Below are 19,547 nucleotides of genomic sequence, written 5' to 3'. Positions count from 1 at the left end.
TGATGAGGAACGAGAACCTCCTCCCGGGTGCAGTGGTCGGCTACCTGCTCCACCCGGACGTCCTCGCCGGAGTCTGGCTAACGATCCGGCTGACCGTGCTGGTCTTCGCGGCGGCCTGGGCGATCGGACTCGTCGCTGTCTGGATGCAGAGGTCGGGCAACCCGATGCTGGGCGGGATCGCGGCGGCGTACGTCTGGGTCTTCGGCAGCATCCCGGTGCTCGTCCAGCTGCTGCTGTGGAGCAACGTCGCGCTGATCTTTCCCGACATCACCTTCGGGATCCCGGGGGTGCACATCGACGCGGTCCGGCTGGTCACGCCGGTCTACGCGGCGATCGCGGGGCTGGCGCTGGCGATGGGAGCGTACGCGGCGAAGGCTCACCCGGGCGGCGACCGGCTGACCGCGCTGGGCGATCTCCTGGTGACGACGCTCCAGATGACGAGCCTGGTCTCGGTGCTCTCGATCACCGACCTGCTCGGGGTCGTCCAGGCGCTCGAGGAGCGCAACCACCTGATCATCCCGCTGCTGGTCGTGGCCGCGATCTGGTACCTCGTCCTGGTCACCGCGGCCCGCGGTGCGATCCGTCTGGCCCGGCTCGCTCGCATGAAGGGTTAGACGCCCCGACGGTGAACCCGAGGGTAAAAGTCAGCGACCATTGCAAGACCTGGCAACGCAAGTCTTTGTAGAGTGCAGCGCGTGACTTTCGAGCGGGCTTGGCAACGGTGGCGCGATGAGCGGGAAGCCGAGCTGAGAAGCCCCGAAGGTTTCCTGGCGATCACCGGCCTGCACTGGCTGGGCCGCAGGCCCGTGCGGTTCCCCGGAGTCCCGGGTGTCTGGTCGACCGGTCCGGAGGGCGCCGTCGTCGAGCTCGGTGAGGACGAGTGGCTCGAGCTCGGCGGCACCAAGCTCGCCGGCCGGCACGTCTTCGGTCACGTGGATCCGGTCGGCGTGATCGCGACCTTCGACGGCGGCACGGTCGAGGTGGCCGACCGCTTCGGCACCCCGGTCCTGCGGCCGCGGCAGCCCGACGGACCGTTCCTGCGCGACTACACCGGCACGCCGACGTACGCTCCGGACCCGGCGTGGCGGGTCAACGCCGCCTTCACGGCCTACGAGACGAACCGCCCGATCTCGGTCGGCTCCGTGGTCGAGGGCCGTTCGAGCGTCATCGACGCCGTGGGGGAGGTCGCGTTCGAGGTGGGCGGCCGCCCGCAGCGGCTGATCGCGTTCGACGGTGGCGACGGCGAGCTGTGGCTGCTCTTCACCGACGAGACCAGCGGCGTGACGACGTACGCCGCCTGCCGCCAGCTCGCCGTCGATCCGCCCGTCGACGGCACCGTCGTCCTCGACTTCAACCGCGCCGCCAACATGCCCTGCGCCTACACGATCCACGCCACCTGCCCGCTCCCGCCCGCGACCAACCACATCGACGTGCTCGTCGAAGCAGGCGAACAGACCCCGCCGCGACCACCCGCGGACTGACCGGGTCGAAGGTTTAACCGTGAGTAACGGACCAGAAACAGCGAAACAGGCAGACTAGGGCTCATGGCGGGGACGATGTTGTGGAGAGTACGTACGACGCTGCCGGACCGACCCGGCACGCTGGCGGCGCTGGCGCAGCGCTGTGGTGAGGCCGGGGTCAACATCCTCGGGATGCAGATCTTCCCAGGGCTGGAAGAGGTGACCGACGAGTTCGTGCTGCGCACGCCACCGGGCTGGGACGACCTGCGCGTGGCTGAGCTGCTGGCCTCAGCCGGCGGTTGCGACATGGTGATCCAGACCGCCAACGAGGCTGCGCTCGCCGACCAGCCGACGCGCTACGTGCAGGCGGCTCGACACGTCCTGGAGCGGCCGATGGCGTTCCCGGAGGTGGTCGCCCAGCTCTTCGACGCCGAGGCCGAGGCCCCGCCCGGCGTCGTCCACGACACCATGGAGCTGCGGGTCGCCGACGTCGACGTCCAGCTGCACCGCACCGCTCCTTTCACCGCGACCGAGCACGCCCGCGGGTCCGCGATGGCCGATCTGGTCAACGACGTCCTCGACCGCAGCCGCGAGTCGGCGGCCATCGGCACCACCCCGCCCGTACGCCGCCTGGGCACCGGAAGCACCCCCGACCTCGTCGTCACCGGGGAGACCGTCACCGCCCTGATCGACGGTGTCGCCGTCGGCATCGGCGAGGTCCTGGCCCCGACCGAGGACGACGAGAACGTACGCATCGTCAACCTGCGCGTCGACCCGGCCTGGCAGCGCCGCGGCATCGGCACCCGGCTGCTGGTCGACACCGCCAGGCTCGCGCACATGCTCGGTGCCGACGAGATCCTGCTCACCACCCAGTCCGACAACCAGGCTGTGCTGCCCATGGTTCTCGCGGCCGGGATGCGTGGACGGATCCGGATGGCCGGCGACCTGCTGACCGTCAAGGTGCCGGTGCGGGACCTCAAGCCGTTGGACAGATGACGGGATACCCGGTTAACCGGGTATCCCTGCACTTCTCAGGCGTTGCAACACCCGAGAAGTGCAGGAAAAGCCAGAGAAGTATCGCCGTTTCGGCGATCCCTGGGGCTCGGCCGTAACATTTCTTTATGGAGATCCCGGAGAAGTTCGCGACGCTCGGCCTCACCTACGACGACGTACTCCTGATGCCTGGATACTCGGATCTGGCGCCGTCTGACATCGATACGACCTCCCGGCTGACCCGCGAGATCAACCTGCGGGTCCCGCTGATCTCCGCGGCGATGGACACCGTGACCGAGTCCCGGATGGCGATCGCGATGGCGCGCCAGGGCGGCATCGGCGTGCTCCACCGCAACCTGAGCATCGAGGATCAGGCCTACCAGGTCGACCTGGTCAAGCGCACCCAGACCGGGATCATCTCCAACCCGGTCACCATCGGCCCCGACGCGACCCTGGAGCAGCTCGACAAGCTCGCCGGTGAATACCGGATCTCCGGCTTCCCTGTGGTCGACGTCGACCAGAAGCTGATCGGCATCATCACCAACCGCGACCTGCGGTTCACCCCGGTCGCGGAGTGGGCGACCACGAAGGTCAACGAGGTGATGACCTCCAAGGACCTGATCACCGGCCCCGCCGAGATCTCGCGCGAAGAGGCCACCAAGCTGCTGCGTCAGCACAAGCTCGAGCGGCTGCCGCTGGTCGACACCGACGGCCGCATCACCGGCCTGATCACCGTCAAGGACTTCGTGAAGTCCGAGCAGTTCCCCGACGCCTCCAAGGACGCCCAGGGCCGGCTGCTCGTCGGTGCGGCGATCGGCTACTTCGGTGACGCCTGGGAGCGTGCCACCACGCTCATCGAGGCCGGTGTCGACGTGCTCGTCGCGGACACGGCCCACGGCAACGTACGCATGCTGATCGACATGGTCCGCCGCCTCAAGACCGACCCGGCCACCAAGCACGTCCAGGTCATCGGCGGCAACGTCGCCACCAAGGAGGGCGCGCAGAGCTTCGTCGACGCGGGCGCCGACGCGGTCAAGGTCGGCGTCGGCCCGGGCTCGATCTGCACCACCCGCGTCGTCACCGGTGTCGGCGTGCCGCAGATCTCCGCGGTCTACGAGGCCTCCCTGGCCTGCAAGCCCGCAGGCGTCCCGGTGATCGCCGACGGCGGTCTGCGCTACTCCGGTGAGATCGGCAAGGCCATCGTCGCCGGCGCCGACACGGTGATGCTCGGCTCGATGCTCGCCGGCACCGAGGAGACCCCCGGTGACACGGTCCTGATCAACGGCAAGCAGTTCAAGGCCTACCGCGGCATGGGCTCCATGGGCGCGATGTCGAGCCGCGGCAAGAAGTCCTTCTCCAAGGATCGCTACTTCCAGGCCGAGGTCACCGACGACGACATGATCGTCCCCGAGGGTGTCGAGGGCCAGGTCGCCTACAAGGGCTCGCTGGCCACCGTCGCCCACCAGCTCACCGGCGGCCTGCACCAGACCATGTTCTACGTCGGCGCGCGCACCATCCCCGAGCTCCAGACGCAGGGCCGCTTCATGCGGATCACCTCCGCCTCGCTCAAGGAGTCGCACCCCCACGACGTCCAGGTCACCGCCGAGGCGCCGAACTACCACGTCTGACCGGCTGACCCGCTCGCGTCGAGCCCCGAACCCCCTGGGTTCGGGGCTCGTCCCAATTCTCGGATGCCTCACCCGGGAACACCCGCTACAGATAGAATGTTGAGCAAGTTACTCGACATATGGGGGTGGTCGCGCGTGAACGAGCGTCAGCGAGTGAACCAACGGCTCCACACGCCGCCGCCTCCGTACGATTGCGCTTGCGCTACGGAGGCGGCGGCGTGAGTGTTGATGAGGCCGTACGTCGCCACCCCCTGCTCGCTCGCGACGGAGACGACGAGCTCCTCAGCGCGAGGCTCGTCGGGCGCCGCAAACCGGGACAGTGGATCTCGGCCGTGCTCGCGCTGCTGTTCGTCGCCGGGATCGCGAAGAGCCTGGTGACGAACCCGCGCTACCACTGGGACGTGGTCGGCGCGTTCTTCCTGCGCCCCTCGATCCTCGACGGTCTGGTGCTGACCCTGTGGCTGACCGCCGCGGTGCTGGTGAGCTCCTACCTGCTCGGCATCGTGCTCGCGGTCATGCGGCTCTCCTCGAACCCGGTGCTGAGCTCGGTCAGCGCTGTCTACATCTGGTTCTTCCGGAGCGTGCCACCGCTGCTGCAGCTGCTCTTCTGGTTCCAGATGGCATCGCTGTATCCGCAGATCAGCCTGGGTATCCCGTTCCTGAAACCGTTCGTCACGATCGAGACGGCTCACCTGTTCAGCGGCCTGCTCGCCGCCTTCGTCGGGCTCACCTTCGACATCGCCGCGTTCGCCGCCGAGATCATCCGGGGCGGGCTGGTCTCGGTCGAGGCGGGCCAGACCGAGGCGGCCAAGGCGCTCGGCCTGTCCAGGGCGCGGATCTTCTGGCGGATCGTGCTGCCGCAGGCGATGCCCGCGATCATCCCCGCCTCCGGCAACCTGCTGATCGGGTTGCTCAAGGGCACCTCGATCGTCTCGGTGATCGCAGTGCAGGACCTGCTCTACTCGGTCCAGCTGATCTACGCCCAGAACTACCTGGTCATCCCGCTGCTGCTGGTCGCCACCATCTGGTATCTGATCCTGGTCACGATCCTGTCGACGATCCAGTTCTTCGTCGAGCGCTACTACGCCCGCGGCAAGGGTGCGCGCACCGGCTTCTGGCGGCTGTGGCGCGGTCAGCTCCCGCTGGTGCCGCGCTCGCCCCGGCGACGTGAGCTGGAGGTGCTCCGATGAGCGAGCCCCTCGTGCGAGTCCGCGGCCTGACCAAGCGGTTCGGCCCCACCACGGTCCTCGACGGCATCGACCTCGACGTCGCCCGGGGCTCGGTGGCGGTGGTCCTGGGGCCGTCGGGCTCGGGCAAGTCCACGCTGCTGCGTACGGTCAACCACCTGGAGAAGCCCGATGCCGGCTTCGTCGAGGTCGACGGCGAGATCATCGGCTACCGGCGTGACGGTCACCAGCTGCGGGAGCTCTCCGGCCGGGCGGTCACCCGGCAGCGCAGCCGGATCGGGATGGTCTTCCAGCAGTTCAACCTGTTCCCCCACAAGACCGCGCTGGAGAACATCCTGGAAGGGCAGCTGGCCGCAGGCGTACGCCGCCGGGCGGCCGAGACGCGCGGGCGCGAGCTCCTCGACCGGGTCGGCCTCGCCGACCGGGAGCGCTCCTACCCGCGGCAGATGTCGGGTGGCCAGCAGCAGCGCGTGGCGATCGCCCGCGCGCTCGCGGTCGAACCCGACCTGATGCTCTTCGACGAGCCGACCTCCGCGCTCGACCCCGAGATGGTCGGCGAGGTGCTCGGCGTGATGAAGGACCTCGCCCAGACCGGGATGACCATGATCGTGGTCACCCACGAGATCGGCTTCGCGCGCGAGGTCGCCGACCAGGTCGTCTTCCTCGACGAAGGTCGGCTGGTCGAGGCCGGGGCACCCGGCGACGTACTCGTCTCTCCCACCCATGAGCGCGCTCGGGCGTTCCTCTCCGCTGTGTTGTGACCCTCTCGAAAGGACCCCGTTCCGTGAAGCTCAAGCTCGCCCTGGTCGCCATCGCGGCCCTCGCCCTCGCAGGATGCGGCAACGCCTCCGACACGCTCAGCGACGCCGAGCGCGGGATCGGGTCGGACGGCTCGGCGTCCGCCACCCCGGCCGCGATCCCGACCCAGGATGTCGTCTCCGACGTCCAGGCGGACCCCGCGCTGACCGAGCGGTTGCCCGCCGACGTACGGAAGTCCAAGACGCTCGTCCTCGGCACGACCGAGGCGACCGGCGAGCAGGGGCTCCCGCACGGCGGCTCGGACCAGTCCGGCGAGCAGATCGGCCTCGACGTCGACCTGCGCAACGCCCTCGCGGCCAAGCTCGGGGTGACCTGGAAGACGGAGTTCGGCAGCTTCGAGACGATCGTCCCGGGCACCCAGAGCGGCAAGTACGACGTCGGCCAGGCCAACTTCGCGGTCACCTCGGAGCGGATCAAGGTGGTCGACTACGCGACCTACCTGCTCGACGGGCAGTCGTTCGTCACCCGCGAGGACGGCGACCTCGACCAGGTCGAGGCCTTGACCGACATCTGCGGCCACACGGTCGCGACCACGCCCGGCTCCAGCTTCCAGCAGATCCTCGAGGACGGCGCCGCGGAGTGCGAGAAGGCGGGCAAGAAGGCCTATGAGGTCGAGTACTTCAAGGACAACGCCGCGATCCTGCTCGGTCTGCAGAACGGCAAGACCGACCTCTACTTCGGGCCGACCCTGTCGCTGAAGTACCTGGTCTCCCACCAGCCCGGTCTGAAGTACCTCGGCGAGCTCAGCCTCACCGACGTCGGCTTCGTCGTCGCCAAGAAGTCACCGCTGGCGCCGGTGCTGGTCGACGCCATCAATGCGCTCATCGCCGACGGGACCTATAACAAGATCTTCACGAAGTGGGACGTTTCGGACATAAAGCTCGACAAGTCGGAGTTCAATCCGAAGCCGGCATTCTGAACCTTCCGGGAGGACCAATGACCGTCACCGACGCCGATACCTTCGTCCAGGACTGGACCGCCTGGCACGAGGAGCACGAGAAGAAGCGCGCCTCGGCCCACGGGTTTCTCGCGATCACCTCGATCCGCTGGCTCGGCGAGGAGCCGGAGACGTACGACGACGTGCCGGGCGCCTGGTCGAGCGGCCCCGAGGGCATCGTGGTCTCGCTGGCCCCGGGCGAGTCGCTGGTCGTCGACGGCGTCGAGATCACCGGCCGGCACTCGTTCGGCGTCATCGACGAGCGCGGCGGGATCACCGCCGAGTTCGGCGACGCGGCCGTCGAGATCGCCAAGCGCGGCGGCAACGACATCATCCGCCCCCGCCACCCCGACAATCCGGTCCTGACCGGCTATCAGGGGACCGAGGCGTACGCGCCGGACCCGCGCTGGGCCGTGCCCGGGCGCTTCGTCGCGTACGAGACTCCGGTGCCGACCACCGTCGGCTCGGTCGTCGACGGCCTCGAGCACGTCTACGAGGCCGTCGGCGAGATCGAGTTCGAGGTGGGCGGTGCGGTGCACAGCCTCATCGCCTTCCCCGGCTTCGCCCCCGGCTCTCTGCACGTGCTGTTCGTGGACGAGACCTCGGGGAGGACGACGTACGCCGCCAACCGCTCGCTCTCCGTCGGCGCGCCTGACGCGGACGGCAACGTGGTGATCGACTTCAACCGCGCGACCAACCTGCCGTGCGCCTACACCGACCACGCCACCTGCCCGCTCCCGCCGGCCGGCAACCGGCTCCCGGTCGCGGTCGAGGCGGGGGAGAAGAAGCCCTGACGCCTGCGGCCCGCCGCGGTCTCAGTGGCCGCGGCGGGCCCACTCCTCGGCGATGAGCTCATAGGAGCGGACGCGGTCGGCGTGATCGTGGGTGATGGTCGTGATGACCAGCTCGTCCGCCTCGACGGCACGCTGGAGGATCTCCAGCTGATCGGCGACCTGGGCAGCGGTGCCGACGAACTGGGTGTCGAGGCGGTCCTGGACCAGGGCCCGGTCCTCCTCGGTCCACTCCCAGGCGCGGGCCTCGTCGGGGGTCGGGAACGGGATGGCTCCCTCGCCGGTGCGGATGGAGCGGACCCAGAGGCCGTAGCCGGCGGCGAGCTCGCGTGCCTCCTGCTCGGTCTCGGCGACCACCACGTCGGCGGAGACCGCGACGTGGGGCGCGGTCAGGGTGTCGGAGGGTGCGAAGGCGGTGCGGTAGGAGTGCGCCGCCTCGAGGACCCCGGAGGGGTTGACGTGGTAGTTCGTCGCGAACCGGAGGCCCCGTTTGCCGGCCACCTCGGCGCTCTCGCCGCCGCTGCTTCCCAGCACCCACAGCTCGAGCTCGGCGCCCTCGCCGGGGACGACCCTCGCCGGGGTGCCGGCGGCATCCCGGTAGGTGCCGTCGATGAAGGCGAGGATCGTGACGATCTGCTCGCCGTAGTCGGCGGAGGTCGCCCCGGGCAGCTGCAGGAGCTCCTTCTGGAGCTGGAACCGCGGCGATCCGAGCAGCCCGCTCGGATCGAATTTCGGCGGGACGATCAGTCCCTCCGGGGTACGTCCGTCGACCAGCTCCACCGGGATGACCGCCGGGCCGGAGGCCCCGGGCCTGCCGCCGGAGCGACCCAGGCCGAGGTCGATCCGGCCGGGGAAGGCGGCGTCGAGCAGCCCGAACTCCTCGATCGTCGACAGCGCCGTCCGGTGCCCCATCAGCACCGCGCCGGAGCCCAGCCGGATGCGCGAGGTCGCCGCGCCCAGCAGGGCCAGAACCACGGCCGGTGAGGTGCCGGCGACGCCGGGGTTGAGGTGGTGCTCGGCGACCCAGTAGCGGTGGTAGCCGAAGGACTCGGCCGCCCGCGCGAGCGCGATGGCGTTGCGTACGGCGTCAGGGCCGGAGGCTCCGGAGGACACCGGCACGAGATCGAGGACTGACAGGGGGATGCGGCTCATCGGTGTGCTCCGATCGTGGGGGTGTCCTCGGCCGGGGAGCCCCAGCCCCAGGGCGGGTCGGGGAGGGCGGTCCGCAGCGGGGCGGCGACCTCGGTGGCGAAGAGCTCCAGGCTGTCGCGGTGCTGCTGCTCGGTCAGGCCGCTGGCGTCCGCCTGGACGTGGACGACCTGGTGCCCGAAGCGCTCGTGGTAGCGGTGGATCTTCTCGATCACCTGCTGCGGCGACCCGATCAGCGCCGAGGACCGCTCGACGAAGTCCTCCAGCGTCGGGAAGACCGGCTCCAGCCCGAGACTCGCCTGGAAGTCGAGCTGGCCCTCGAAGACGGGCCGATAGGCGGCGTACGCCTCCTGGCTGGTCGGGGCCACGAACAGCCCTGCCGTCCCGGCGCCGACCGCGATGCCGGCGGGGTCGTGTCCATAGGCGAGCCAGCGCTCGCGGTAGTGGTCGACCAGCTCGCCGTAGGGCTCGATCGGGTGGGTGACGTTGGCCGAGAACAGCGGGTCGCCGTAGCGCGCAGCGAGGTCGACGGACTCCTTCGAGGTGGCGCTCCCGTGCCAGACGCGTACCGGCTGCTGCAGCGGCCGCGGCCAGACCTCCGCGTCGACCAGCGCGGGGCGGAAGCGAGGCGAGGCGGTCACCCGGTCCTGACGCCACAGCTTGCGGAAGATCTCGTACGACTCCGCGTTCCGGTCCCACTGGTCCTCCGGCGTCACCCGGAACAGGTCGCGCTGGGCAGAGCCGTTGCCCTTGCCGATGATCAGCTCGAGCCGACCGCCGGAGAGGTGGTCGAGGGTGGCGTAGTCCTCATAGGCGCGCACCGGGTCGAGCAGGGCCAGCGTCGTCACCGCGGTGAAGAGCCGGATCCGCTCGGTGCGTGCGGCGAGGTGGGACAGCACGACGGTGGGGGAGGAGGAGATGAACGGCCGCTCGTGACGCTCACCGACCCCGAACCCGTCGAAGCCCAGCTCCTCGGCGAGGACGGCGTTGGTGACGACCTCCTGGAACCGGTCGTACGTCGCCTTCTGCTGCCCCGTCACCGGATCGGGCCGGTGGACGATGAGCGTGATCGCCAGGAACCTCATCTGGTCGGCTCCCGCAGGCCGAGGTTCTCGCGGAGCGTGGTCCCTTCGTAGGCGGTGCGGAAGACGCCGCGCTCCTGGAGCAGCGGCACGACGTGGTCGACGAAGGGCGCCAGGCCGCCGGGGGTGATGTGGGGGACCAGGATGTAGCCGTCGGCGGCATCCGCCTGCACGTAGTCGTCGATGGTGGACGCGATGGTCTCCGCCGAGCCGATGAAGCTCTGCCGGCCGGTGACCTCGACGATCGTCTCGCGGGTGCTCAGTCCCTTCGCCTTCGAGATCGTCCGCCAGCGCTCGGCCTGCTCGAGCCGGTCGCCGTGGCTGCGGGCGCTGGCACGCCCCTGCGCGATCAGCTCGTCGGACTCGAGCGGGTCGACGGTGGGCAGCGGGCCGTCGGGGTCGTGGTCGGAGAGGTCGCGGTTCCACAGCTGCTCGAGCAGCTTGATCGCGGTCGCGGGGGAGACCTGCTGCAGCCTGATCTCCCGGGCCAGCTCGACGGCCTCGGCGTCGGTGTCGGCGAGCACGAAGGTGGCGGCGGGCAGGATCAGCAGGTCCTCGTGACGGCGCCCGTGCTTCTCCAGGCGTCCCTTCACATCGACGTAGAACCGCTGACCGTCCTCCAGATGGCTGTGCCGCGAGAAGATCGCGTCGGCCTTCTGGGCGGCGAACTCGCGGCCCTCCTCGGAGTCGCCGGCCTGGAAGATCACCGGGCGGCCCTGCGGGCTGCGCGGGACGTTGAACCGGCCGCTGATGTCGAACTGCGAGTCGTGGTGCTCGAACGCGCCCGGCGCCGGTGTCGACAGGAACGCTCCGGAGGTCTTGTCGGCGAGGATCTCGTCGCCGGTCCAGGTGTCCCACAGGCGGGTCGCGGCGTCGAGGAACGTCTTGGCCCGCTCGTAGCGCTCGCTCTGCGGCAGGTAGCCGCCGCGCCGGAAGTTCTCGCCGGTGAACGCATCCCAGGAGGTGACCACGTTCCAGGCAGCGCGTCCGTCGGAGAGGTGGTCCAGGGAGGCGAACTGGCGGGCCACCTCGTAGGGCTCGTTGAAGGTCGAGTTGATCGTGCCGGTCAGTCCGAGATGGTCGGTGACCGCCGCGAGCGCGGCCAGGATCGTGAACGTGTCCGGTCGACCGACCACGTCGAGGTCGTAGATCTTCCCGGCCTGCTCGCGCAGCCGCAGCCCCTCGGCGAGGAACATGAAGTCGAACAGCCCGCGCTCGGCGATCTGTGCGAACTCCACGAACGAGTCGAACTCGATGTGGCTGCCCGACGCCGGGTCGCTCCACACGGTCGTGTTGTTGACGCCGGGGAAGTGGGCGGCGAGGTGGATCTGCTTCTTCGGCCTGTCGGTCCGGTGCGGCGTGCTCATGCGGGCGTCCCCTCGGTGGTGGCGTAGCGGCTGATGGGACGCGGCAGGCCGAGCGCGCCGCGCAGGGTGGCTCCGTCGTACGCATCGTGGAAGCGCCCGCGCCTCTGCAGCTCGGGCACGAGCCGGCGGGTGATCTGCTCCAGGTCGTCGGGGAGCACCGCCGGCCGCAGCCGGAACCCGGAGAGCCCAGAGGCGTGCCAGGTCGCGAGCAGGTCGGCGAGGCTCTCGGCGGTGCCGGCGAAGACCAGCGCATCCGAGGAGTAGGTCACCCCGGCGGCTTGGTCGAGGCGAGCCAGCCGCTCGCGGGCAGCCTGCTCGGTCTCGTCGAGGAGGACGACGACGTCGCCGAGGACGTGGACCGTGTCGCCACCGCGCCCGGCGGCGTCCTGCGCGGCCCGGATCTCGGCGGTGATCGAGGCGATGTCGGCCGCCGTCCGAGGCGTCACGAACCCCAAGTCGGCCGAGGTGCCGACCAGCTCGAACGGCCGGTCGCGGTGGGCGAGGGCGGCCACGACCGGCTGACCCTGCGGCGGCCGCGGGGTGATCGAAGGCCCCTTCACGTCGAAGTGGCGGCCCTCGAAGTCGATGTAGTGGATCTTGTCCCGGTCGATGAACCGCCCGGTCGCGACGTCGCGGATCTCCGCATCGTCCTCCCAGGAGTCCCACAGACGCCGCAGCACCTCGACATAGTCGGCCGCCTCGGCGAACGCGTCCCGGATCAGCTCCTGCCCTTCGGGGGAGCCGAGGGCGGCGTAGGAGACCTCCGGGAACTCGCGCCGGCCGAACAGCGCCGCGTCCCGTGGTCGCGGCGCCACCTGCACACGTACGCCGGCCCGGCCGCGGCTGACGTAGTCCAGCGTCGCGATCGCCTTGCTGAGATGGAACGGCTCGGTGTGGGTGACGACGGCGGTCGGCACGATGCCGATGTGGCTGGTCAGCGGGGCTATCCGGGAGGCGATCAGCACTGCGTCGAGCCGTCCGCGCACCCGATCGGTGCGGTCGTCGTCCTCGGTGCCGAACGGTGAGTCGGTCTGGATCGAGAGCGAGTCCTCGATCGTGACGAAGTCCAGCAGGCCGGCCTCGGCCTCCTGGACGAGACCGGCCCAGTAGCCGGACTTCAGCAGATCACCGGGCCGGGCGTTCGGCTCCCGCCAGGCGGCCGGGTGCCACCCGGCGCCGTCGAGAGCCACGGCGAGTCGAAGACGAGATGGGGGCGCACTCATGAGTAAAAGTCTACTGACTTCATCAACTTAGTGTGGAGAGTTTCGGAGGATGGACCGCGCCCGGGGCAGTCCGACGGCCACGAGCAGTGCCGCGGCCAGGACCAGGACCGCGTTGACCGCGATCGCCACCTGGAGGGCTCCGAGCGAGGCGACTCCGCCGGCGGCGGTGGCGATGGTGGACATGATCGGGATGCCGAGCGCGATCGCGACCTGCTGGGTCATCATCGCCAGCCCGGTGGCCAGGCCCTGCTCGTGGTCGGGAAGTCCGGAGGTCGCCGCGACCATGAACCCGACGATCGCGGCGACGTGCCCGATGGCGCCGATGAAGTTCATCAGACCGATGAACCACAGCCAGCCGGCCGAGGGCCCGATCAGGACGAGCGCGCCGGTGGTGACCGCCTGGATCGCGAGCCCGCCGGCCACGGTGTTGCGTACGCCGAAGGCCTCGATGACCCGCGAGCCGACGGAGCCGCCGATGATCGCCCCTGCCCCCATCGCGACGAGCATCAGCCCGGTCTGCAGAGCGTTCAGGCCGAGGACGTGCTGCAGGTACATCGTCAGCACGAAGACCAGCGACGACTCGAAGGCGAAGGTCGCGAAGCCGGCGATGTTGCCGAAGCCGATGGTGCGGCGGGTGAGGATGTGCAGCGGCACCAGCGGGTGCGGGTGCGTGGACTCGGCCCGCCAGAACGCGACCAGCAGCACCACCGCGGCGCCGATCGCCGCCAGCCCCCACATGTCGGCGATGCCCGCCTCTCCCAGCCGGGTCGCGCCGTAGACCAGCGCGAGCAGCCCTGACGTCACCAGCACGGCGCCCGGGAGGTCGAGCCGCGACCGCTCCCGGTCGGCGGAGTCACGCAGCACGAACGGCGCGACGGCGACCACCAGCAGCGCGATCGGCACGTTGACCAGGAACGCCCAGCGCCACGACAGCAGATCGGTGAGTACGCCGCCCAGCACCGCCCCGGCGGTGAACCCGGTCGACATCACCACGCTGTTCAGCCCCAGAGCACGCTGGCGCAGCGGTCCCTCCGGGAAGGAGACGGTGAGCAGGGAGAGCGCCGCGGGGGTGACCGCGGCGGTCGCGAGACCCTGGGCGACCCGGGCCGTGAGGAGCAGCTCGGGCGAGGTGGCGACCCCGCCGAGCAGGGAGGCCGCGCCCAGCGCGACCATGCCGACCAGGAAGACCCGCCGCCGGCCGACGTAGTCGCCGATCCGGCCGAAGAGCAGCGTGAACCCGGCCGCGCACAGCGCGAACGCGGTCGCGATCCACTGCACGTCTGCCTCGGCGAAGCCGAGGCTGGCGCCGACGGTCGGCAGCGCCACGTTGAGGATCGAGAAGTCGACGGTGAGGGTGAACTGGGACGCGAGCAGCAACAGGAGCACCAGCAGCTGTCCGCGGGTCATGGTGGCCGGGCGTACGGGCTCGGCCTGGGTGGTGAGGGTCATGACATCAACGCTCTGGCAGATGACGTACGCCAGCCAGACACCTGTTCTGCCACCCACCCGCCTGCCTGGCACTGACAGGGTCAGGAAGAAAACTCCGCGCGGCCGCACTATAGGAACCATGACGACCGAGCTCGGAGAGTTCCTGCGCAGCCGCCGGGCGGCGATCAGTCCCCAGGACGCCGGGCTGGTGTCCTACGGCGCTCGTCGCGTACCCGGGCTCCGGCGTGAGGAGCTGGCGATGCTGGCCGGCGTCTCGCCGACCTACTACACCCGGCTCGAGCAGGCAGCCCACCACAACGCCTCCGACGCAGTGATCGGCTCGCTCGCCCGGGCGCTGCGGCTGAGCGCCGAGGAGCACGACCACCTGCGTCGGCTGGCGCGTCCCGTCGAGACGGTCTCGGGCGGCCGCGACGTGGAGCCGCGCCCTTCCGCGGTGGCGATGGTGATGGACTACCCCGGTCCGGCGCTCATCGTCGACCACGCCAACTACGTGCTCGCCTGGAACGATCTCGGTCACCGCCTCTACGGCCACGGCCTGGACTTCGACGCGCCTTACGCCGGCCGTCCCCACCGCCCGAACCTCATTCGCCGGTTCTTCCTCGAGCCGGACGGGCCGGAGCTGTTCGTCGACCCCGAGGGCACCGGGCTGCAGATGGTCGGCTTCCTGCGCTACTCATCGGGCCTGCACCCCGACGACCACATCCTCAGCTGCCTGGTCGGCGAGCTCGTCCAGCGCAGCGACCTGTTCGCCGAGCTGTGGGCCGAGCATCCGGTGATGGACTGCGGCTACGGGATCAAGCGGCTGCGGCATCCGGTGGCGGGGCGGATGGACCTGGCGTACGAGGCGATGGTGCTGCCCGAGACCAGCCAGCGCATCGTGCTCTACCGAGCCGAGCCCGGCTCGCCGTCGGCGGACGCGCTGGCCACGCTGGCTGCGACGTCTTCGGCCGATCAGCTCGGCGGCAGCAGCGGCCGCGGCGGCAACGGGGACGAGTAGACGACGCTGGTGGTGACGCTGCCCAGGGTGCCGATCCTGCCGCTGACCTGCTCCAGGTGCTTCATGCTGGTGGCCACGACCTTCATGATGAAGCAGTCGTCGCCGGTGACGTGATGGGCCTCGATGACCTCGGGCTGGCCGGCGAGCAGCTTGTGGAGCGGGTCGTAGTTGCTGCTGGGGTAGCGCAGGCGCAGATAGGCCAGGATCGTGAAACCGAGTCGCTCCGGGTCGACCTGTGCCCCGTAGCCGGCGATCACACCGGACTCCTCGAGCCGGCGCACCCGCTCGGCGGCGGCGCTGTGGCTCATGTTGATGTGTCGGGCCAGGTCGGCGATGCTCTGCCGGCCGTTGGTCTGCAGCGACTTCAGGATGGCGGTGTCGACCTTGTCGGGCTCGAACGGGATATTCACGGGCACCGCGCAAGAATGCCATGAAATCGAAGGCCATCGGCTCTGGATGCCGGGGAACGAGCCTTCAGATCGCGTTCTGGCGTCAGTACGGTTCAGGCATGAAATTCCCCGCCGCACCCGCCGATGCCGTCGCCCACTTCGCGAGCAAGCTCGCCTTCGAGACCGACGCCTCCGACGTGTACGCCGACCAGTCAGCGAGCATCCGGTTCGTGCTGGTCGACTCCCGTGGTGAGGCAGCCTGGACCCAGGGCCGCGTCGTCGGCGCCGTCCACATGCCGACCGCCGAGATCGCCACCCGGGCTCCCGCGGAGATCCCCGTGGACCTGCCGGTCGTGACGTACTGCTGGGGGCCGGGCTGCAACGGCGCGACTCGGGCCGCGCTCGAGTTCGCGAAGCTCGGCTACCAGGTCAAGGAGATGATCGGCGGCTTCGAGTACTGGGCCCGCGAGGGCTATCCGGTCGAGGACGAGCATGGCCCCGTCCTCCGCGCGAAGGACCCGTTGACCGCGCCGCTGGACGCGATCTCCTGTGCTTGCTGACCCCAGGATCCGCCTGACCCGCAGCGTCTCGATCCGTCCCGCCGGGGTCGACGACCTGCCCGAGCTGGTCGAGCTGATCCGGGAGCACGCCCGCTACGAGCGAGCCGGTGAGCCGCGGCCGGACCTCGAGACCGCGTTGGCGGCGTGGTTGTTCGTCCCTCGGCCGCGGGTGCGTGTGCTCGTTGCCGTCCAGAACGACGTGCTGGTCGGCTATGCGAGCTGGAGCCTGGAGGCCTCGACCTGGCAGGCGGCCGAGTACGCCCATCTCGACTGCCTCTACCTGCGGGAGGCCACTCGGGGTCGCGGGGCCGGCCGCCTCCTGATGGGGGCGGTGGAGGCCGAGGCGCGATCGGCCGGCGCCGGCGAGCTGCAGTGGCAGACGCCGGCGTGGAACGAGGGCGCGATCCGCTTCTACCGACGCACCGGCGCGCGCGACGACGCCAAGGCGCGGTTCACGTTGCCGCTCACAGATCCTTCGCGTACGTAGCCGGAGGAGCGCCGACGACGTCGCGGAACGTACGCACCAGGTGGGCCTGGTCGCTGAAGTCCAGCTCGGCGGCGACCGCGGCCCAGTCGACCTCACCGGAGTGGGCGCGGGCGGCGACCTCCAGCACGCGGAACCGCTGCACGACCCACTTCGGGCCGATCCCGACGTACTCGCTGAACAGGCGCTGCAGCGACCGCAGGCTCACGCCGGCACGGTCGGCGAGCTGCTCGGCCCGGGTGATCGAGCGGTCCTCCTCGGCCAGGACCGCCCAGCGGCGTACGTCCTCGGCGACCGTGTCCGTGGGCAGGCCGACCTCCAGGAGGTAGGACTCCATCGCGGCGGCCATCTCCGCGGGATCGGCGACGGAGAGGATGCGCTCCGCGGCCGGCCGGTCGTCGACGCCGAGGAGGTCCTGGGCCGGGACGACCTGGTCGGCGATCGCGCTGACCCGGCTGCCGAGCACCGGGCGGAAGAGGCCGGGCAGGAACGAGACACCGAGCGTGTGGCCGCGGCCGGTGAGATGCCGGACGAACGGGCGCCGGCCGATGCCGTGCACCAGCAGCCGGCCGTCCTCGGCGGCGACGTGGATCCGCGGCTGCGGGATGACCTGCTGGTCGTGCGGGTGCTCGAGCTCCCAGCCGACGTACCAGTGGTAGTCCACGTGTCCCGCCAGCGCCGGTGAGACCGCGAACCGCTCGGTGGTGATCGTCCGGGCCGCCGTCACCGGGCGCACGATCGCGTCGGGATAGCCCTTGCCCTCGGTGTCGTCGGCCATGCCGCCAACGATATGGCGCGTTCCTTCAATCCTCGGCCCTGGTGTCCGCAGCAGGCTGGACCCATGACCGAGAAGAGCTACAGCAACAAGGCGAGCACCACCATGACCGTCGCGCGCTGGCACGAGGCGGCCTACGTCGACATCGACGGCGAGGGCACCACGATGGGCGACGACGTCTACATCCCCCACCGCGGCCTGACCACCGCCGAGACCGACTACACCTACGCGGGCGAGATCCAGGGCACGGGTGTCGCGCGGATGATCGGCGCCTACGGCAACCCTGCCGGCGGCGCGGTCTTCGAGGCGTACGAGCAGTTCACCGGCTCCATCGCCGGCCAGGAGGGCTCGTGCGTGTGGCGGATCAGCGGTGCGTACGCCGACAAGACCGTGCGCTCCCACCTCACGATCATCCCCGGGCTCGGCACCGGCGGCCTCGAGGGTCTCGTCGGGGAGGCCGACCTGGTCCTCTCCGAGGAGGGCGGCGGCGAGGCGTACGGCTTCGTTCTGTCCTACGACTGGAGCTGAGGGCGCGGGACGTGGGCCGCGGAGGACTGGCCGAGCCAGGCCGGGACGGCGCGGCGTACGTCCTCGGCGGCACTGATGGCGACCATCTCGGCGCGCAGCGCCATCGGCCAGGCGAGGTCGCCGCGCCAGATCTCGGTGAGCGTACGCAGACTGCCGGTCAGCCGCGCGTCGACCTCGAACCCGGGGTCGAAGTCGCAGACCTCGGCCTGGTCGGCCGAGACCACGAGCCACCAGCGCGCGACCTTCGGCTCGACGTCGGTGAGCCGGAACTCGACCACGGTGCGCCGTCGCGGCCACACGTCGATCGGGATGGTGCGGCGCATGTCCCAGAAGAGCAGGTGCGGGTCGAGGTCGGCCTGGCCGAGCTCGCCGACCCAGCGGGTGCCCCACTGGTGGAGCGCGGTGACGACCGTGGCGAGCTCCTGGCCACTGGCGGTGAGGTGGTAGGACGTGCGCTGCTTCTCGCCGCGGCGCTGGATGATGCCGGCGCGCTCCAGCGTCCGCAGACGCTTGGAGAGCAGGGCCGGCGACATCTTGGGCACACCCCGGCGCAGCTCGTTGAAGTGGGTGCTGCCGAGCAGCAGCTCGCGTACGACGAGCAGCGTCCACCGCTCGTCGAGCACCTCCATGGCCTTAGCCACCGGACAGAACTGGCCGTATCCCGCCACCGGACCGCCTCCTTTGCAGCCCGAGATCCTGTCATCAGTAGACCGCTGACGAGGGCGGACAGCAAGTACAGATCCTGAACTTCGATGAGTTCAGATCCGGCACTATCCGCCGGCGACGGCACCGGGTGAGGCTGGAACCTCCAGATCAAGTCTCGGGTCAACGTCTTGGAGGAAGACATGACCGCAACACCAGCTTCACCCGACCTGAAGGCCAAGCACCGCACGATGTGGGGGCTGGGAAACTACGCCCGGGTCGCCGACGAGCTCATCCCCGAGCTCGGCCAGGTGATCGTCGAGGCTTGCGAGATCGGGCCGGGCGACCGCGTACTCGACATCGCCGCCGGCACCGGGAACGCCGCCGTCCCCGCTGCCCTCGCGGGGGCGGACGTGACCGCGAGCGACCTGACGCCGGAGCTGCTCGAGATCGGGCAGGCTCATGCAGAAGAGGCAGGAGCCGACTCCGTCACCTGGCGCGTCGCCGACGCCGAGGCGCTGCCGTTCGACGACGCCGCGTTCGACGTGGTCATGTCCACGGTCGGCATCATGTTCGCGCCGTTCCACGAGAAGGCCGCGTCCGAGCTGCTCCGGGTCGTCCGGCCGGGCGGCCGGATCGGCCTGGTCAGCTGGACGCCGGAGGGCTTCATCGGCCAGATGTTCGCCACGATGAAGCCGTTCATGGCACCGCCGCCCCAGGGGGCGCAGCCGCCGCCGCGATGGGGCGACGAGACCCATGTACGCGGCCTGCTGGGCGACCAGGTGACCTCCGTCCAGGCCGAGAAGCGGATGGTCGCCATCGACTCGTTCGAGACCGGCGCGGAGTTCCGTGACTTCTTCAAGGCCTGCTACGGGCCGACGATCGTCGCCTATCGCGGGATCGCCGAGGACGCCGAGCGGACGGCGGAGCTCGACGCCGCGCTCGCCGAGCTGGGGGACCGCTACATCACGGCCGGGGTGATGAACTGGGAGTACCTGCTGCTGACCGCGGTGCGTAGCTAGCCGGTCGTGCTCGCTCGGTGCGTGTGGCCTTTCCGATCTCGATCCGGTCCCGTGGAACAATCCGT

21 protein-coding genes are annotated in these 19,547 nt (G+C 70.1%); 13 read left to right on the top strand and 8 right to left on the bottom strand.

What is annotated here, in order from left to right; genetic code table 11:
* Positions 1-2: 2 nt before the first annotated feature.
* From ACW14X_RS10405 to ACW14X_RS10370, 8 genes are all read left to right on the top strand, one after another.
* Positions 3-614, top strand: a complete 612-nt coding sequence (locus tag ACW14X_RS10405) for a hypothetical protein (RefSeq protein WP_457165545.1) — start codon at positions 3-5, stop codon at positions 612-614.
* A gap of 81 nt (positions 615-695) precedes the next feature.
* Complete coding sequence (locus ACW14X_RS10400) at positions 696-1,481, top strand: DUF1684 domain-containing protein (RefSeq protein WP_457165544.1); 786 nt, start codon at positions 696-698, stop codon at positions 1,479-1,481.
* A gap of 63 nt (positions 1,482-1,544) precedes the next feature.
* On the top strand, positions 1,545-2,456 hold the full coding sequence (locus tag ACW14X_RS10395; RefSeq protein WP_160025336.1) for a GNAT family N-acetyltransferase: 912 nt from the start codon (positions 1,545-1,547) through the stop codon (positions 2,454-2,456).
* 125 nt (positions 2,457-2,581) lie between these two features.
* Positions 2,582-4,081, top strand: a complete 1,500-nt coding sequence (guaB, locus tag ACW14X_RS10390) for an IMP dehydrogenase (protein ID WP_091051815.1) — start codon at positions 2,582-2,584, stop codon at positions 4,079-4,081.
* 218 nt (positions 4,082-4,299) lie between these two features.
* On the top strand, positions 4,300-5,271 hold the full coding sequence (locus tag ACW14X_RS10385) for an amino acid ABC transporter permease (RefSeq protein ID WP_457165543.1): 972 nt from the start codon (positions 4,300-4,302) through the stop codon (positions 5,269-5,271).
* A complete protein-coding gene (locus ACW14X_RS10380) occupies positions 5,268-6,029 on the top strand; it encodes an amino acid ABC transporter ATP-binding protein (protein ID WP_350838414.1) in 762 nt (253 codons plus the stop codon). Before ACW14X_RS10385 ends, ACW14X_RS10380 begins: the two co-directional genes overlap by 4 nt.
* A gap of 23 nt (positions 6,030-6,052) precedes the next feature.
* A complete protein-coding gene (locus tag ACW14X_RS10375; RefSeq protein WP_457165542.1) occupies positions 6,053-7,006 on the top strand; it encodes a transporter substrate-binding domain-containing protein in 954 nt (317 codons plus the stop codon).
* Between the two features lie 17 nt (positions 7,007-7,023).
* Positions 7,024-7,818 (top strand): DUF1684 domain-containing protein, encoded by a 795-nt coding sequence (locus ACW14X_RS10370; protein ID WP_457165541.1) that lies wholly within the window; start codon positions 7,024-7,026, stop codon positions 7,816-7,818.
* A gap of 21 nt (positions 7,819-7,839) precedes the next feature.
* Here ACW14X_RS10370 and ACW14X_RS10365 read toward each other — a convergent pair whose 3' ends face one another.
* From ACW14X_RS10365 to ACW14X_RS10345, 5 genes are read right to left on the bottom strand one after another with little or no spacing between them, the layout of a single operon-like run.
* The gene (locus ACW14X_RS10365) at positions 7,840-8,967 is read right to left on the bottom strand and encodes an LLM class flavin-dependent oxidoreductase (protein WP_457165540.1); all 1,128 of its coding nucleotides are present in this window, start codon (positions 8,965-8,967) and stop codon (positions 7,840-7,842) included.
* Positions 8,964-10,049 (bottom strand): LLM class flavin-dependent oxidoreductase, encoded by a 1,086-nt coding sequence (locus ACW14X_RS10360; RefSeq protein ID WP_457165539.1) that lies wholly within the window; start codon positions 10,047-10,049, stop codon positions 8,964-8,966. The genes ACW14X_RS10365 and ACW14X_RS10360 overlap by 4 nt, the downstream gene beginning before the upstream one ends.
* Positions 10,046-11,413: an NtaA/DmoA family FMN-dependent monooxygenase gene (locus tag ACW14X_RS10355; protein WP_457165538.1), complete on the bottom strand. Its 1,368-nt coding sequence runs from the start codon at positions 11,411-11,413 to the stop codon at positions 10,046-10,048. The genes ACW14X_RS10360 and ACW14X_RS10355 overlap by 4 nt, the downstream gene beginning before the upstream one ends.
* Positions 11,410-12,636 carry an LLM class flavin-dependent oxidoreductase gene (locus ACW14X_RS10350; protein WP_457165537.1) on the bottom strand — a complete coding sequence of 409 codons (1,227 nt, stop codon included), beginning with the start codon at positions 12,634-12,636 and terminating at the stop codon, positions 11,410-11,412. The genes ACW14X_RS10355 and ACW14X_RS10350 overlap by 4 nt, the downstream gene beginning before the upstream one ends.
* A gap of 27 nt (positions 12,637-12,663) precedes the next feature.
* Positions 12,664-14,085, bottom strand: a complete 1,422-nt coding sequence (locus tag ACW14X_RS10345; protein WP_457165536.1) for an MFS transporter — start codon at positions 14,083-14,085, stop codon at positions 12,664-12,666.
* Between the two features lie 118 nt (positions 14,086-14,203).
* Between ACW14X_RS10345 and ACW14X_RS10340 the strand changes: the two genes are divergently transcribed.
* On the top strand, positions 14,204-15,082 hold the full coding sequence (locus ACW14X_RS10340) for a helix-turn-helix transcriptional regulator (protein WP_457165535.1): 879 nt from the start codon (positions 14,204-14,206) through the stop codon (positions 15,080-15,082).
* Here the strand turns inward: ACW14X_RS10340 and ACW14X_RS10335 are convergent.
* Entirely contained in the window at positions 15,037-15,498 is a 462-nt protein-coding gene (locus ACW14X_RS10335; protein WP_350838403.1) for an Lrp/AsnC family transcriptional regulator, read from the bottom strand. The two genes, ACW14X_RS10340 and ACW14X_RS10335, sit on opposite strands and share 46 nt — an antisense overlap.
* Positions 15,499-15,590: 92 nt before the next feature.
* On the opposite strand from ACW14X_RS10335, the gene ACW14X_RS10330 reads away from it, so the two are divergent.
* Both ACW14X_RS10330 and ACW14X_RS10325 read left to right on the top strand, forming a co-directional pair.
* Positions 15,591-16,031, top strand: coding sequence for a rhodanese-like domain-containing protein (locus ACW14X_RS10330; RefSeq protein ID WP_457165534.1), 441 nt, complete (start codon positions 15,591-15,593; stop codon positions 16,029-16,031).
* Complete coding sequence (locus ACW14X_RS10325; RefSeq protein WP_457165533.1) at positions 16,021-16,518, top strand: N-acetyltransferase family protein; 498 nt, start codon at positions 16,021-16,023, stop codon at positions 16,516-16,518. Before ACW14X_RS10330 ends, ACW14X_RS10325 begins: the two co-directional genes overlap by 11 nt.
* On the opposite strand, the gene ACW14X_RS10320 is transcribed toward ACW14X_RS10325, so the two are convergent.
* The gene (locus ACW14X_RS10320; protein WP_457165532.1) at positions 16,496-17,293 is read right to left on the bottom strand and encodes an AraC family transcriptional regulator; all 798 of its coding nucleotides are present in this window, start codon (positions 17,291-17,293) and stop codon (positions 16,496-16,498) included. The two genes, ACW14X_RS10325 and ACW14X_RS10320, sit on opposite strands and share 23 nt — an antisense overlap.
* 63 nt (positions 17,294-17,356) lie before the next feature.
* Here ACW14X_RS10320 and ACW14X_RS10315 point away from each other — a divergent pair, with 63 nt between their 5' ends.
* Positions 17,357-17,818, top strand: coding sequence for a DUF3224 domain-containing protein (locus ACW14X_RS10315; RefSeq protein WP_160025322.1), 462 nt, complete (start codon positions 17,357-17,359; stop codon positions 17,816-17,818).
* Here ACW14X_RS10315 and ACW14X_RS10310 read toward each other — a convergent pair.
* Positions 17,803-18,486: a winged helix-turn-helix transcriptional regulator gene (locus tag ACW14X_RS10310; RefSeq protein WP_457165531.1), complete on the bottom strand. Its 684-nt coding sequence runs from the start codon at positions 18,484-18,486 to the stop codon at positions 17,803-17,805. The two genes, ACW14X_RS10315 and ACW14X_RS10310, sit on opposite strands and share 16 nt — an antisense overlap.
* A 177-nt stretch (positions 18,487-18,663) precedes the next feature.
* Between ACW14X_RS10310 and ACW14X_RS10305 the strand changes: the two genes are divergently transcribed.
* Positions 18,664-19,482 (top strand): methyltransferase domain-containing protein, encoded by an 819-nt coding sequence (locus tag ACW14X_RS10305; RefSeq protein WP_160025320.1) that lies wholly within the window; start codon positions 18,664-18,666, stop codon positions 19,480-19,482.
* Positions 19,483-19,547 lie beyond the last annotated feature (65 nt).

This window comes from Nocardioides sp. YJ-D4 (assembly GCF_054031495.1).
This window is presented reverse-complemented; position numbering and strand designations above follow the sequence as displayed.

Excerpts from the sequence above, each read along its gene's own strand:
- ACW14X_RS10340 (WP_457165535.1), top strand. The coding sequence starts at position 14,204 with ATGACGACCGAGCTCGGAGAGTTCCTGCGCAGCCGCCGGGCGGCGATC.
- guaB (WP_091051815.1), top strand. The coding sequence starts at position 2,582 with ATGGAGATCCCGGAGAAGTTCGCGACGCTCGGCCTCACCTACGACGAC.
- ACW14X_RS10365 (WP_457165540.1), bottom strand. The coding sequence starts at position 8,967 with ATGAGCCGCATCCCCCTGTCAGTCCTCGATCTCGTGCCGGTGTCCTCC.
- ACW14X_RS10350 (WP_457165537.1), bottom strand. The coding sequence starts at position 12,636 with ATGAGTGCGCCCCCATCTCGTCTTCGACTCGCCGTGGCTCTCGACGGC.
- ACW14X_RS10355 (WP_457165538.1), bottom strand. The coding sequence starts at position 11,413 with ATGAGCACGCCGCACCGGACCGACAGGCCGAAGAAGCAGATCCACCTC.
- ACW14X_RS10345 (WP_457165536.1), bottom strand. The coding sequence starts at position 14,085 with ATGACCCTCACCACCCAGGCCGAGCCCGTACGCCCGGCCACCATGACC.
- ACW14X_RS10380 (WP_350838414.1), top strand. The coding sequence starts at position 5,268 with ATGAGCGAGCCCCTCGTGCGAGTCCGCGGCCTGACCAAGCGGTTCGGC.
- ACW14X_RS10330 (WP_457165534.1), top strand. The coding sequence starts at position 15,591 with ATGAAATTCCCCGCCGCACCCGCCGATGCCGTCGCCCACTTCGCGAGC.
- ACW14X_RS10305 (WP_160025320.1), top strand. The coding sequence starts at position 18,664 with ATGACCGCAACACCAGCTTCACCCGACCTGAAGGCCAAGCACCGCACG.
- ACW14X_RS10395 (WP_160025336.1), top strand. The coding sequence starts at position 1,545 with ATGGCGGGGACGATGTTGTGGAGAGTACGTACGACGCTGCCGGACCGA.
- ACW14X_RS10370 (WP_457165541.1), top strand. The coding sequence starts at position 7,024 with ATGACCGTCACCGACGCCGATACCTTCGTCCAGGACTGGACCGCCTGG.
- ACW14X_RS10360 (WP_457165539.1), bottom strand. The coding sequence starts at position 10,049 with ATGAGGTTCCTGGCGATCACGCTCATCGTCCACCGGCCCGATCCGGTG.
- ACW14X_RS10320 (WP_457165532.1), bottom strand. The coding sequence starts at position 17,293 with ATGGCCGACGACACCGAGGGCAAGGGCTATCCCGACGCGATCGTGCGC.
- ACW14X_RS10405 (WP_457165545.1), top strand. The coding sequence starts at position 3 with ATGAGGAACGAGAACCTCCTCCCGGGTGCAGTGGTCGGCTACCTGCTC.
- ACW14X_RS10315 (WP_160025322.1), top strand. The coding sequence starts at position 17,357 with ATGACCGAGAAGAGCTACAGCAACAAGGCGAGCACCACCATGACCGTC.